Raw genomic sequence first — 14,043 nt, forward strand, 5'->3', positions numbered from 1 at the left:
TCTCTGTTTAAGAATGGTGAGACAAGTAAAATTCAGCGTTTTCCGCTTTCAAGTAATATTCCACTTTTTTCTTTGTTTTAAATAGACTCTGTTTCTTTTCCATCGATTTTTTATAAAGAAAAACTGACTTGCTTTCTTTCAGAGGCTTTAGCCTGCAATTTCGGGAATTAATCGACAACGCGCACCTGATTTCATGATTATCAAAGACAGGCATATACCTGCTCAAAATTTGTTTATCGATGCGGACTAACGTTTTTTCAGGTAGCGATTTGATTGTTTTAACCGGCACTAAAATTTCAAAATCGATGCATTTTATAAAAACCTGGGACTTCTCCGGAAAAAATAATTGCTGATCGGGAAACTCCAACGTCACTGCGGAAAAACTGTCTTCTTCGTATACATCTATTTCAATGGAGGAAACTTCTCTCAGCTCCAGCGACAAATCGTCAGAGTCCGTGGTAAAGTGCGGCCTTGCTTCGTAAACATAATGCCCGTTATTCCCGATATACTTCGCATGATCGGAATAAGGATACGGATTTTTTTGATTGCCGGCTCTTGTCCGTTTCGTATATCCATCGATTGAGCTTTCAATGTAAAAATCCCACACACCCAAATCTGCCGGTTCTTCAGCGATATCATCAAATTTCATTGAAAAAACAAAGGATTCATTTATTATTTGATCTGATAAAAAGACTTTTTCTTTTTTTGTTTCTCGATGAATCCAAATTGCCTTCACCATTTGCGTCAATTCATTATTTTTCATCGCCGAATGCCCGGCTGTACCAGACACTTGTATTACGTTATGGCTAATCTGGATCGAAGACAGGAATGATTGCAATTTATTTTTCCGGTTGACTGTCAATTGCTTTTTCGGATAGTTGGCCTTCACTAATGAAGGAAAATGTGCAACAAGCTTTCCTTCTTTAATAGAGGTGAAGGATTGCAGATCCTTTAATTCTTTTTCAAACGATTTCAGCCCCGGAAAATCATTCGTTCGAATCAAATGCAGCTTAAAGCCATGATCAGGATGAACCTTGCTGTCGATTGATTCCGGGATATAACTGACGATGAATTTATGCAGAGCTGCCATCCATTCTCTCTGCTTTTCTTCTTCTTCAATCATTTCCAAAAAGTCGGTTGTGCGAGAAAAATCAAAATGACGGTTCATAAATTTCGCAAGCAAAGCTTCTTTGCGATTTAGCTCAAGATGCGAATCCTTGATTAAATCAACAACGGCCTGCATCGCCTCATAATAGTCATAGGGCGGTACGTATGCGAAAGTCATATGCTCGCCTTCGTCTCGCTGAACTGCATAATAGCAGGTATAATCAGCTAACACAGAAATTCGCTTAGAACATAAATAGGCCTTCATGACAAACACCTGATCCTCGGTCGCTTGAATCCCGGTTGGGAAAAATATATTGTTTTCTTTCAGCAGCGACAGCCTGAACAGCTTAGTAGGACCCATCGCATAGACTAAGCTTGATTGAATGAGATCGGCTTCGGGAAGGTTTTCTTGAAATATAGCAGCGGGCACCGCTCTCCCGTTTACACCCTTCATTTTCCCGAGAACAATATCAGACTGGTTCTGTTCTGCGTACGTATACATACGCTCTAACGCTTCTTCCTCCAAATAATCGTCTGAGTCCACAAAGAAAATGTATTTTCCCTTCGCCACCTGAATCGCTTCGTTTCTCGGTTCTCCCGGTCCACCCGAATTCACGCTTCGTAAAATAAGAGAAAGCTGCTTATACGTTCGGCTATATTCCTTGAGAATCTTCACTGTTTGATCGTTTGAATAATCGTCTACGCAAATGATTTCATAATCAGTGTCAGGCATGCTCTGATGAATCAAGCTATCAAGACAGCGCGAAATATAGCGTTCAGAATTATATGTAGGTACTGCAATACTAATCTTCAAAATCTGACTCTCCAATTCTTGCCTGTAAATAGATTGTTCTTTCATCGCATAAAGTAAACTTGGCCGCATACAAAGCTATTTTTTTAGCTGAAGGACGTTTTCCCAGCGATTCATGAGAATTTCTTCATTGTAGCAATCATTTATTTTTTCCTGTGCAAGCGACCCGCATTCAATTGCCAGCTGAGGATTTTCGTAAAAGAAAGCAATGCTGTTTGCCAATTCTTCAATATTATCTTTCTCAACTAAAAGCCCCGTTTTCCCATTCTCGATTAATTCTGCCGGGCTGTATTTAACGTTAAAGCTAATAACTGGGGTGGCGCACGAAAAAGATTCACAAATCGCCAAGCTGAAGCCTTCAAATTTTGAGGTAAGCAGCGTGGCTAATGCTTCTGAATAAAGGGTTCCCGGGTCAGAGGCATATCCGTGCAATTGCACATTGTCCGCCCCGAGCTGCTCTCTCAGCTTTCGATATTCTTGCTCGTTCGGTCCGCTTCCATAAATATGAAGCTCAATGCCTGGATGAGTTTCTTTTAGGTGAGCCATTGCTTTAATCGCTTTATCGATTCCTTTTTCCTCATGGTATCTGGCGATCATAACAAAAAGATTTTTCTTTTTATCGATCGGTTCCGTAAGATGTAACCTCCTAGGTGCATGCGGAATCACATAAATGTTATCTTTTGAGGGAAAATCCTTTTCTATATCTTCCTTCTGCTCTTCCGTCAACACTATCAGGCCGTCATAGTCCTCAATATGCTCCAGAGCATAACGATGATTTTCCCTGACAGGACTTCCATACGTATGAGGAAAATCAAGATGATTGGAATGGACACAGTAATATCTTCTTGCGATTCCATTCTTCATCGCATTCACTTTATTTGCACTGCCAACCCCGTCGCAAATGATAATCGGATCTTCTTCTTTCATGCAGAGCTGTTCAAGCCAATATGTGTGAAAATCACGATGGTTGTTGAATTTTTGCAAATGAACAGAGTCCCTGTCAAACAGCAGTACTCCATTGATGTTCCCTTTATCATTAAACCATTCGGTTAAATAACAAAAGCCGTCAGGAGCGAGATAACGTATCACTTTTTTGAATCCGGTGTTTTTGTCAAACAGCGTTTCTCTTTGAACATAGCCATCTATGTGGAACTCTTCTTTTCGTACTTTTGAATAACCGTTATAAAGAACCTTATGCAAAAGCCTTCCATCTGCCGACCATACTTTTTGCATTTCATAAGCTCCGTTGTAAAAGTAGTCGGCTGTTGTATCATTTTTAAAGGAAACAACATACCCATCTTGATCTGCTTTGCAACTTTTTTCATAGTACGATATTTGTTCAAAAGACATAGGATAGTTCCTGTGCTTCTCTTGATAGTATTGATAGACATTGAGCAGATTTACTTTTGGGTGAAGCCGTCCGTTCTTTTTTAATTTTTTTTCGATTTCATCATAATTATCCTTGTAATCAAGGGTGATTAAATCGATTGAATAGCCTTTTTCAGCAAAAAGAAAAGAACGGGACATCATTGAGCTCGTGATGCCCCCTTTATTCACGTCAATCTCGTAAATAAGAGAATATATCTTGTTCATGAAAACTCCATCTCCAATAGCCGCTTGCTTTCTTACTTTTTATCTAATTCTTTGAACAGGTTCAGCCATTTATCCAATACCGCTTGGTTGGTAAACTCATCCAACACATTTTCTCTTCCTTTTTGCCCCATTTCGTTTGCTTGTTGTGGATTTTTCAAAAGCTTAATGATATGAGCCGCTAAAGCCTTTTGATCTTTCTGCTTGACAATAAATCCGTCTTGTCCATCTTGTATGACGTCGCGAGGACCGTAATTACAATCATAGCTGACAACAGGCGTGCCATTGATAAAGGATTCGATAATGGATAAACCGAAAGCTTCATATTCAGAGGTCATAAGAGTAACGATTGACTCCGCCATTTCCTTCTTCACGTTTTTTGAATATCCTTTTATAAACACATGCTCTGTCAGGTTCAGCTGATTGATGAGCTCGATTAAATTGTCTTTTTCGCTTCCGTGGCCGTATATTTCGAGCCTTGCATCCGGAACTTTTTTTATAACCCTCGCAAAAGCATGTATCGCTTCGTCGATGGCTTTTTGGCGATGATATCTGACGAACATGCTGACTTTTCTTTCGTCTTTTGTAACTTCAGGCACCTCAGAATAAGGAAGGGAATTCGGTATAATGACAATGTTATTGTGACTGCCGAATTGTCTTTCAATATCCTTTTTTTGGTCATGAGTTAAGACGACAAGAGCGTCGAGCTCATGAATGTTTTCAAGAAAATCGATATGATCCGTTTTAACCTTGCTTCCGTACGTATAAGGCTTTTCGAAGTGATTGATATGAACCATATAAATTCTCTTCGCAACATCCGCCTTCATCGCTCTGACTTTACTTGAGCTGCCCGGTCCGTCACAGATGACAAACGGCCTTTCTTCTTCCTCTTTACAAATACGATTGAGCCAGTCCGCATGGTATTCTTTATTGTTTTTATACATTTGTGCTTTGTTTGTGTCTTTATTGAACAAAAAGACCTGCTGCTGTTTTTCAGTTTCACTGTCATACCAGCGCATTAGGTAGCAAAAACCGTCCGGAGTATAATACCGTTCCATGTTCATTTTATTGTTCTTTGGGTCATACCCAACTTCTCTGTGCAAATATTTATTTTGATGAAATTCTTCTCTTCTTACCCGTTGTCTCGTATCGTTAAAATGGTCAATGTGGCTTAAAAACCCTGTTTTGGTCCATTTTTTATACATTTTATAGACACCATTCGAAAAATATCTAATGTAATTTTTCGTTTTGAATTCATCATCCTGAATATGATATCCTTCCTGTTCAATTTGAGACATTTGGTCATAATAAGACGTATCTGTTTCTCCTGATGTGTTCAAATCTCTATAGTATTCATTGACATTCAAAATATTTACTTTTTCATCAAGCTTTCCAATTTCTCTTAATTCTTTAATAATATTTGGGTATTTTGGATTATAATCAAAGGTGACCAAATCTGACGCAAAACCGTTATCAACGAGCATTTTCGAGCGATTTAGCATGGCAGTGGTCATGCCGCCTTTGTTCACATCTATCAAATGGACAACCATAAATACTTTTTTCATTATGACACCTCATTAATTGTTACATTTATAAAATGCTTTCATATAAGATACCACGAAATTCTTTTTTATTAAAGAAATCATAAGTTTTGCCCTGTCGATTCGACGTAACTTACCGAAAGTTTAATAAATTGTCGATATGTGGTACATTGATTTTAGTTCAAAAATATTAATTTTCTAAAAGGAAGGGAATCGTCGTGAAGAAGGTCAGAAAAGCAATTATCCCTGCCGCAGGTCTTGGAACTAGATTCTTACCTGCAACTAAAGCTATGCCAAAGGAAATGCTTCCAATTGTCGACAAACCTACAATCCAATATATTATCGAAGAAGCGATTGAATCAGGCATTGAAGATATTATTATCGTTACCGGAAAAGGAAAACGAGCGATTGAAGACCATTTCGATAACGCACCTGAGCTTGAGCGCAATCTCGAAGAAAAAGGAAAAATCGATCTGTTGGAAAAGGTCCAAAAAGCGTCTAACATTGTCGATATTCATTACATAAGACAAAAGGAACCAAAGGGTCTTGGACACGCTGTATGGTGCGCCCGCAATTTCATCGGTGACGAGCCATTCGCCGTTTTGCTCGGCGATGATATTGTCCAAGCCAAAAAGCCTTGCTTGCGCCAGTTAATGGATGAGTATGAAAATACACTATCTTCAGTGATCGGCGTTCAGCAAGTGCCTGAAAACGCAACGAACCGTTATGGCATTATTGATCCGTTAACGAATGAAGGCCGCAGATATCAAGTAAAGACATTCGTTGAAAAGCCTGCACCGGGAACAGCACCTTCAAATTTAGCAATTCTCGGACGCTACATATTCACCCCGGAAATCTTTATGTATCTTGAAAAACAAGAAGTAGGTGCCGGCGGAGAAATCCAATTGACAGACGCGATTCAAATGCTTAATGAAATTCAGCGTGTATTTGCTTATGATTTTGAAGGCAAACGCTATGACGTGGGAGAAAAGCTAGGATTTATCGAAACGACGCTGGAATTTGCCATGCAGGATGCCGAGCTTAGAAAGGACCTTGTTCCTTTTATTGAAAAGCTTCTCGCTACTTATACTGAAGGAAAATAAAAGACAAAACAGACTGTATCGATTACAGTCTGTTTTGTTATGCATCTATAATATCCCGAAAGATAAAATCGTCCGGAGAGGCTTGTCGATGAACATTGAAGCGGCAATGGCAACCAGCAACAGCGAAAGAAAAGAGATTTGCAGAGCATTGATCAATATGCCCTTATCCTTCTTCTTCGGCTTCTTTTTTGCCGATCCTTTATCAGCCTCTTCTATCCCTTCAACAACAGCCGCTTTTTTACGAGCTGCCTTCTGCTCCTTTTGATACTTGTCTTTTTCTGACTTTGAGAGCTTGTTAAACCAATCGATGAATTCTTTGTATTCCTTAACAACAGCTTTAGTTTCATCAAACATTCTCAATTCACCGAAGTGCATCCAAGCTACGCGGTCACACATTTTTTCAATTTGCCCGATCGAATGGCTGACGAAAAAGATCGTTTTTCCTTGTTTTTTAAATTCAGTGATCCGGTCGACACATTTCTGGTAAAAGGTTTGGTCACCAACCGAAAGAGCTTCATCAATGATTAAAATATCCGGATTAATGTGAACCGAGATTGCAAAACCAAGACGGGATTTCATACCGCTGGAATAGTTTTTCACCGGCTGGTTAATAAACTCGTCAATATCAGCGAACTCAACAATACTGTCGTAAAGACGGTCAATTTCTTTATTTGTTAATCCCATCATTAAGCATTTTAAGCGGACGTTATCTCTTCCTGTAAGCTGGTTGTTCAATCCTGCTGCAATAGCGATCAGCGAAGGCTGTCCGTTCATTTCAATTTCACCGTTTGTCGGCGGGATGATTCGTGCCAATAAATTAGACATAGTAGATTTTCCGGACCCATTGATCCCTACAAATCCAATCGTCTCCCCTTCATACACATCGAAGGAGACATTGCGCACGGCAAAAAAGCCGTTATTTTTATTTGGATAGAACAAGCCTTTAATCTTGTCCGATTGTTTCTCATATAATTGATACTGCTTTGAAACATTTCGAAACGAAACCTTTAGTTTCATCGTACAATCTCCTTACTATTTTAAAGAAAGTCAACAAACTTGTCTCTGAATTTCAAATGCAAAATCGAGCCTACCGTTAACAAAAGCAACGTAAACACCCAAAAATAGAGCGTGTATTTCATGTCTTGAAAGAACCATTGTCCATCTAAAAAGCTGTCTCTGAAGCCGTCAATAATATAGAACAGCGGATTCAGCTTAATAACCGGAAGCAACTCCGGGAATTTTTCTCCGATTTGCTCCGAGATGTCCCAAAAAATCGGGAGCAAGAAAAACAAAAGCCTGGTCACCGCTTGAAGCAATAGCTGGTAATCTCTGACCAAGACGCTGATCGTTGAATTGAATAAACTGAATGCAAACATAAAAGAAACCATACACAAAAAGTAGTAAATAAACTGGATCCAATGCAAGCTTGGATAGATTCCGTTCAACAAAAGCACAACGATGTATACCGCAATCATGACGAAAAAACTAAATAAATTCGATGCAATTACGACTGACGGCAGTGAGCTGATAGGGAAATTCATCTTTGCTACCATATTGATCCGCCTAAACACACTATTTGATCCGTCAAGTATCGTCGGACTGATAAAAAACCACGGGATCAACCCCGCAAGCATCCATATAATAAATGGAACTGGTTCATCCAACCCGGTCCTCATAGCACCACCATGCCGAAGCCCCATTCCAAAAACAAACCAATAGGCTAACATTTGAATCAGGGGATTTAAAAACTGCCAAAACACTCCCAGATAATTCATTTGATACGTAGACTTCGTCTCATAGACGGCCAAGCGTAAAATTAACGGGAATGAAGTGAATTGCTCTTTCAGTATTCTAACTAATGCGTTCATTTTATATCTTCCTTAGACTTAAATGATTTAGGGAGCTCTTTGGAAGCGCCGCAGATTATTGTATCAGATGTCAGGGCTTTTTTCACTTTTATACCTTTCCCAAGAAAGCTTTTTTGCCCTTTCCATCCTGCAAAAAACTCGAAAATCATGCCTTAATCAAACATCTCTTTTTTTATTTGGGTCGTTGATATCCCTTCAGTCCTGGACAAATAAATGACCTCGCAATACTCGTTCAGGTAATCAAATTTCCCTTCCCAATCATCACCCATTACGAAAATATCAACCTGATGGGTTTTTACATCTTCTATTTTTTGTTCCCAATTTTCTTCCGGAATAATTTCGTCCACAAGATCTAACGTCTCCAATACTTGTTTGCGTTTCTCGTAGCTGTCCACGGAATTCTTGTTTTTAAGTGAGTTGAATTCATCTGTCGACAATCCGACGATTAAATAATCGCCGAGCTCCTTCGCCCTCTCCAACAGCCGCAGATGTCCCCAATGAAACAAATCATACGTTCCATATGTGATCACTTTTTTCACCAGAGTCCCTCCTTTCCTTTACAAATAAAAACTCTATGCTGAAGTGAACATTTTTTAAAAAATCGCCCGAAAATGATCGGGAATGAATAATCAAACTCTACTTTAAAGAATGTAAATTTTCTTTTCAACTCTTTTCTGTCCAAGAGCACCGTGAGTTCCACAGTCAAATCCCCTGCGTCAAGCGGCATATTGTAAATATTCTTAGTAAATGTGAACGATTTGTTAATTGATATTTACAATTTTTTTCGCGAATTACTGCCCCGAAAAAATTTAATTTGAAACGTAAAACGCCTGATAATCGTCTATTTTTTGAACCGGTTTCGATTCCCAACCATAAAAACTGACCAATTTCGAAATATTACTGTAAACTCTACATAAATCATTCGTTAATAAATTAATTCAATGTAACAATAATGTTAATTTATTATTAAGATTTTGTGGTATGATAGAGTGGATGTTTCCCAAATTTGTGTAAAAGCTTTACCTAATCAAAACAAACTTAATCTCTAGATATATACGAATATTATTCAATGAAAAGGAGGATACTCCATGGAAACCGCAACAATTAACAGACTGTCTTTTGTAAATTCAAACTTAGATGCATTTATGTCGCACTTGGAGTCTTCCTATCTCAATCAAAACCGAGGGGCGTTTATCGTTACAGCAAATCCTGAAATTGGTTATAAAGCAGTTGAGGATGAAGATTACGGTCACGTTTTAGCTTCCTCTGACTTTATACTTCCTGATGGAATCGGAGTCGTCATGGTATCCAAGCTTATCGGGCACCCGCTTCAAGGAAGAATAGCAGGATACGATATCTTTACATCGCTCTTAACTTTGGCAAATGATAAAAAGAAGAAAATATTCCTTTACGGAGCCACAAAGGATGTATTAGATAGTACCATTCAACGAATTAAGCTTGAGTATCCGAATATCGAATTAGCCGGCTCTTCAGATGGATTTGTGGAAGATAAAGAAAAAGTGGCAAAGGAAATCGCCGCTGCCAAACCGGATTTGGTCTTTGTTGCGTTAGGCTTTCCGAATCAAGAGCATTTTATTTACCAGTACAGGCACCTTTTTCCGCAAGCAACTGCTATTGGTCTTGGGGGAAGCTTTGATGTGTTTAGCGGAACTGCGAAAAGAGCACCCGAATTTTTCATTAAATTAAATCTTGAATGGTTTTACAGGCTGATATCTAACCCATCGAGATGGAGAAGAATGCTTAACATTCCAAAGTACTTTCTTGCTGTCATTCGAAACGAGAGAGACATAAAAAAGTATCCGTATCCCGAACATATAAAGGATAGTTCAAGAAATATGTAAGTACGATTCCCTATGCTAGAAAGTATGATCGCTAAATGAATTTACAGTCTATTTTAAAAAGTATATATGCCTTTTATATCACTTGCCTTGGCAAGCTTTTCTTTTGGGTGAAACCAAAGAAACGTATCGTTCTTATCGCTTCTTTTCCGGACAATGCCAGGGCGATTTTAAAAGCGTATGAGAACGATGCATTTGATTTTAAGCTGAAGGTGCTGCTCACTCAACATGCTAAAGGATTAGCCAATGAATTCCCTAATCAAAATTGCTCGGTGATTGATCAGGAAAACCCTGTTCACATCGTAAAAGCGATTCATTGCATGCTCAGTAGCAAAGCCGTTCTTATCGATAATTACTATTTGATGGTTACGGCCTTACGTCATCGTCCTGATATTGAATGCATTCAAATTTGGCATGCAAACGGCGCGTTTAAGAAATTCGGATTGAAGGATTTGACAATCCAGAATTATTCTGAACGTGATTTTGCCCGTTATAAGAAAGTATACAGATCCTTTGACAAAATCGTCGTCGGATCTGAGCATATGGCTCATATTTTTCAAGAAAGCTTCGGAGTGGAAGAAAATCATTTTTTAAAAATCGGCGTTCCTATGACTGACATGTATTTCGAAAAGGAAACGCAGTCTAATCAAATAAGAGAGCGTCTCGCTATATCCTCCGAAAAAAAAATTTTGCTGTATGCACCTACTTTTAGAGATGAAGATTTCGGCCGCGTCAGGCTTCCGTTTAAAGAGAGCCATTTAAAAGACGACCTTAACGAAGAATATGTGTTACTGATAAAGCTTCATCCCGTTATGAAAAACCAGTTTTCACATGTCGACAGCCCGTGGATAAAAGATGTATCCGATATTGCGTTGGATGAATTATTGAAAGCCTGCGATATCCTTATTTCTGACTATTCCTCGGTCCCTTTTGAATTCGCTTTATTGAACAAGCCCGTTTTGTTCTTTACGTATGATTTAGAGGAATACGACAAAAAACGCGGCCTTATCGATAATTATTTATCCGTTATTCCCGGACAAGCGTGCAGCGACGCTGCCATGCTGATTAAACAATTGAAAGACACTTCTCTATTGAAGCGGGAAGTGAAGCAATTTTCTAACGAGTGGAATCGGTATTCCGAAGGAAACTCTACCCAAAGGCTTTTAGATTATTTAACAGTGAAAATGAATTGATTTATTGATAATAATTATTTCGTTTAATCAAGGAAGGTGTTTACTATAATGATTTATGCAGAAATACTTGCAGGCGGCAAGGGCTCGCGCATGGGAAATGTGAATATGCCAAAGCAATTCCTACCTTTAAACAATCGCCCGATCATCATTCATACCGTTGAGAAATTTATGTTAAATGGCAGATTCGACAAAATCATTATCGTCTCTCCGAAAGAATGGCTGAATCACACGAGAGACATTTTAAAGAAATTTATCGGCGATAATGATCGTTTAGTCGTTGTTGAAGGCGGATCTGACCGAAACGAATCGATTATGAGCGGGATTAAATATATTGAAAATGAATTTGGGCTGAATGACGATGACATTATCGTAACCCATGACTCTGTGCGCCCTTTTTTAACTCATCGAATTATCGAAGAAAATATCAATGCGGCAATGGAATATGACGCGGTGGATACCGTCATCACTGCGGTAGATACAATTATCGAATCGGACGACAGCGAATTCATCTCTGACATTCCAGTAAGGGATAAAATGTATCAAGGACAAACGCCGCAAAGCTTTCGCATTAAAAAGTTAGTTAGCTTATATGAGCAATTATCCCCTGAACAAAAAGCGATCTTAACGGATGCTTGCAAAATCTGTTCGATAGCGGGAGAAAAAGTGAAGATGGTAAAAGGTGAAGTATTTAACATTAAGGTAACAACACCTTATGACTTAAAAGTGGCTAACGCCATTTTACAGGAGAGAATTTCACAATGATTAATCAAACGTATCGACTTGTTTCAGCACGTCAGTTTGAAGTGACCTATAAAGATAAAAATATTAATGCAAATAAGGTAGTCGTGCGCCCAACTCATTTGTCGATCTGTGCCGCTGACCAAAGGTACTATACAGGAACTCGCGGAAAAGAAGCGATGGATAAAAAACTCCCGATGGCTCTGATCCATGAAGGCATTGGGAAGGTCATGTATGATCCAACCGGAACCTTTGAAATCGGGACCTACGTCGTTATGGTTCCGAATCTGCCGACCGAGCAATCGGAAATCATCGCGGAAAACTACTTGCGGACAAGTAAATTCCGTTCAAGCGGATATGACGGATTTATGCAGGATTATATGTTTATGGATCCGGATCGACTCGTACAACTTCCAACGAATGTGAATCCTAAAGTTGCGGCGTTTACCGAATTGATCACGATCACTATTCATGCGTTAAGTCGTTTTGAACGGATTGCCCATAAAAAACGCGATACCTTTGGCGTATGGGGAGACGGAAATCTAGGGTTTATTACAGCTCTGATTTTGAAAAAAAAATATCCTGATAGTAAAGTGATCATTTTCGGGAAAACTCCTTATAAGCTTGAACATTTTTCATTTGTGGATGAGACCTACCAGATTAACGATATCCCTGAGCATGTCATGATTGACCATGCCTTTGAATGCGTAGGCGGCAGAGGAAGTGAATCTGCAATAGAACAAATTATTGAACATGTTCACCCGGAAGCCAGCGTCGCCCTGCTCGGTGTTTCTGAATATCCGGTTGAAGTATCGACACGATTGGTTCTGGAAAAGGGAATCACTTTGATTGGAAGCAGCCGAAGCGGCCGTGAGGATTTTGTCCGTACCGTGAATTTTCTTTCAAACTATCCTGAAGTCGTCGAATACCTGGAAACACTTGTTGGTGACAGCCATCCGGTGCGCTGCATCGATGATATTATTAAGGCATTTGAAGCGGATCTGACCTCTTCTTGGGGGAAAACTGTACTCGAATGGGAAATTTAAAACGTGAATCTTTTAATAACTAAACTGGTTAAGATCATATTCAGAGGGACATACGGTTTCCTTTCTGCTTTATTTCCTGTCAAACGAAACAAAGTCGTCATCGCCTCCTATCGTGACGAGGAGCTGAGCGACAATTTTAAAGCGCTGCATGCTCGCTTAAACGAAAATCCGGCGATCGAAATTAAACTTTTATTAAAAAAAATGAATACGGGTTTGGCAGGTAAAGCAGCGTATGTTTTTCACTTATTTTCATCTTTGTATCATATTGCGACGTCCCGGGTGCTGCTATTGGATGACTATTATTTTCCGCTTTACGTAATCAAAAAGAGAAAAGAAACGATCTCGATTCAATTATGGCACGCATGCGGAGCGTTTAAAAAGTTCGGATACAGCATTAAGGACAAGCCATTTGGGCCATCGTCCGCTTATTTAAAAGTCGTGCCTGTCCATTCGAATTATGACTACTCGCTTGTAAGTTCCGCTGAGGCGATTCCGCACTTTGCAGAGGCTTTCAATATGGATGAAAAACGTGTGCTTCCATTAGGTGTCCCTAGAACGGATTATTTCTTTAAAAAGGATCACTTACACAAGCTGGTTGAAGAATTTCAGCAGAGCTTTCCCGGATTAAAATCGAAAACGAAGCTATTATACGCTCCAACGTTTCGCGGGAGCGGCCATTACCAGGAATCAAAAAGAATTCCTTTAGATCTGCAGGCGTTCAAGCAAAGTTTGGACGATCCTGAAAAGTATGTGCTGTTCGTCCATCTTCATCCATATATGAAGGACTATGTGAATTTGGAAGATGATCCTTTTATTTGTGATATGACTGATCACTATTCTTTGTATGATATTATGGTTTTGTCCGATGCATTGCTAACGGATTATTCATCCGTCATTTTTGAATACAGCCTACTTAAAAAACCAATTTATTTTTATTGCCCGGATCTGGAAGAATACACGGAAGAACGCGACTTTTATTACCCATTTGAAACGTTTGTCCCAGGTCCGATATCAAAAAATACAGCTGAGTTAGCAAGGGATATTTCTCAAAGCGGGAATGTCGATAAGTACCAAATTGAAGCATTTTCGCAAAAATTTATCACTCATCAGGATGGCCAATCCTCAAATCGGGCAGCCGAATGGATTGAATCATTTTTGGAAGCAAGCAGGAGAAAGAGAGGGTAAAA

Annotated in this window: 11 protein-coding genes and 1 pseudogene; 6 read left to right on the plus strand and 6 right to left on the minus strand. The window is 39.2% G+C overall.

From position 1 onward, the window contains the following. Window positions 1-7 precede the first annotated feature (7 nt). From JOC74_RS09360 to JOC74_RS09370, 3 genes are all read right to left on the minus strand, one after another. The gene (locus tag JOC74_RS09360) at window positions 8-1,921 is read right to left on the minus strand and encodes a glycosyltransferase family 2 protein (RefSeq protein WP_245212883.1); all 1,914 of its coding nucleotides are present in this window, start codon (window positions 1,919-1,921) and stop codon (window positions 8-10) included. Window positions 1,922-1,996: 75 nt separating this feature from the next. Next, window positions 1,997-3,511 carry a glycosyltransferase gene (locus tag JOC74_RS09365; RefSeq protein ID WP_053604325.1) on the minus strand — a complete coding sequence of 505 codons (1,515 nt, stop codon included), beginning with the start codon at window positions 3,509-3,511 and terminating at the stop codon, window positions 1,997-1,999. Between the two features lie 32 nt (window positions 3,512-3,543). Beyond that, on the minus strand, window positions 3,544-5,073 hold the full coding sequence (locus JOC74_RS09370; protein WP_053604326.1) for a glycosyltransferase: 1,530 nt from the start codon (window positions 5,071-5,073) through the stop codon (window positions 3,544-3,546). Window positions 5,074-5,267: 194 nt separating this feature from the next. Between JOC74_RS09370 and galU the strand changes: the two genes are divergently transcribed. After that, window positions 5,268-6,152, plus strand: coding sequence for a UTP--glucose-1-phosphate uridylyltransferase GalU (galU, locus tag JOC74_RS09375; protein ID WP_053604327.1), 885 nt, complete (start codon window positions 5,268-5,270; stop codon window positions 6,150-6,152). Between the two features lie 48 nt (window positions 6,153-6,200). Here the strand turns inward: galU and tagH are convergent. The 3 genes and pseudogenes from tagH to tagD all read right to left on the minus strand — a co-directional run. Then, window positions 6,201-7,169, minus strand: a pseudogene (tagH, locus tag JOC74_RS09380) (teichoic acids export ABC transporter ATP-binding subunit TagH); the annotation flags it as partial. 20 nt (window positions 7,170-7,189) lie between these two features. After that, a complete protein-coding gene (gene tagG / locus JOC74_RS09385; protein WP_053604328.1) occupies window positions 7,190-8,020 on the minus strand; it encodes a teichoic acids export ABC transporter permease subunit TagG in 831 nt (276 codons plus the stop codon). 152 nt (window positions 8,021-8,172) lie between these two features. Beyond that, a complete protein-coding gene (gene tagD / locus JOC74_RS09390) occupies window positions 8,173-8,559 on the minus strand; it encodes a glycerol-3-phosphate cytidylyltransferase (RefSeq protein ID WP_053604329.1) in 387 nt (128 codons plus the stop codon). Window positions 8,560-9,108: 549 nt separating this feature from the next. Between tagD and JOC74_RS09395 the strand changes: the two genes are divergently transcribed. The 5 genes from JOC74_RS09395 to JOC74_RS09415 are packed head-to-tail and all read left to right on the plus strand — an operon-like array spanning window position 9,109 to window position 14,041. Further along, window positions 9,109-9,882: a WecB/TagA/CpsF family glycosyltransferase gene (locus JOC74_RS09395; protein WP_053604330.1), complete on the plus strand. Its 774-nt coding sequence runs from the start codon at window positions 9,109-9,111 to the stop codon at window positions 9,880-9,882. A gap of 35 nt (window positions 9,883-9,917) precedes the next feature. Continuing rightward, window positions 9,918-11,072 carry a CDP-glycerol glycerophosphotransferase family protein gene (locus JOC74_RS09400; protein WP_053604331.1) on the plus strand — a complete coding sequence of 385 codons (1,155 nt, stop codon included), beginning with the start codon at window positions 9,918-9,920 and terminating at the stop codon, window positions 11,070-11,072. 48 nt (window positions 11,073-11,120) lie between these two features. Continuing rightward, the gene (locus JOC74_RS09405) at window positions 11,121-11,834 is read left to right on the plus strand and encodes an IspD/TarI family cytidylyltransferase (protein ID WP_053604332.1); all 714 of its coding nucleotides are present in this window, start codon (window positions 11,121-11,123) and stop codon (window positions 11,832-11,834) included. Continuing rightward, entirely contained in the window at window positions 11,831-12,856 is a 1,026-nt protein-coding gene (locus JOC74_RS09410) for a ribitol-5-phosphate dehydrogenase (protein WP_211086132.1), read from the plus strand. The genes JOC74_RS09405 and JOC74_RS09410 overlap by 4 nt, the downstream gene beginning before the upstream one ends. A gap of 3 nt (window positions 12,857-12,859) precedes the next feature. Next, on the plus strand, window positions 12,860-14,041 hold the full coding sequence (locus JOC74_RS09415) for a CDP-glycerol glycerophosphotransferase family protein (RefSeq protein WP_053604334.1): 1,182 nt from the start codon (window positions 12,860-12,862) through the stop codon (window positions 14,039-14,041). The last annotated feature ends 2 nt before the right edge of the window (window positions 14,042-14,043 follow it).

The sequence above is a fragment of the Bacillus capparidis genome (genome assembly GCF_017832095.1).
Lineage (GTDB): Bacteria > Bacillota > Bacilli > Bacillales > Bacillaceae > Bacillus > Bacillus gobiensis.

Excerpts from the sequence above, each read along its gene's own strand:
- JOC74_RS09365 (WP_053604325.1), bottom strand. The coding sequence starts at position 3,511 with ATGAACAAGATATATTCTCTTATTTACGAGATTGACGTGAATAAAGGG.
- JOC74_RS09370 (WP_053604326.1), bottom strand. The coding sequence starts at position 5,073 with ATGAAAAAAGTATTTATGGTTGTCCATTTGATAGATGTGAACAAAGGC.
- tagG (WP_053604328.1), bottom strand. The coding sequence starts at position 8,020 with ATGAACGCATTAGTTAGAATACTGAAAGAGCAATTCACTTCATTCCCG.
- JOC74_RS09395 (WP_053604330.1), top strand. The coding sequence starts at position 9,109 with ATGGAAACCGCAACAATTAACAGACTGTCTTTTGTAAATTCAAACTTA.
- JOC74_RS09400 (WP_053604331.1), top strand. The coding sequence starts at position 9,918 with ATGAATTTACAGTCTATTTTAAAAAGTATATATGCCTTTTATATCACT.
- JOC74_RS09405 (WP_053604332.1), top strand. The coding sequence starts at position 11,121 with ATGATTTATGCAGAAATACTTGCAGGCGGCAAGGGCTCGCGCATGGGA.
- JOC74_RS09410 (WP_211086132.1), top strand. The coding sequence starts at position 11,831 with ATGATTAATCAAACGTATCGACTTGTTTCAGCACGTCAGTTTGAAGTG.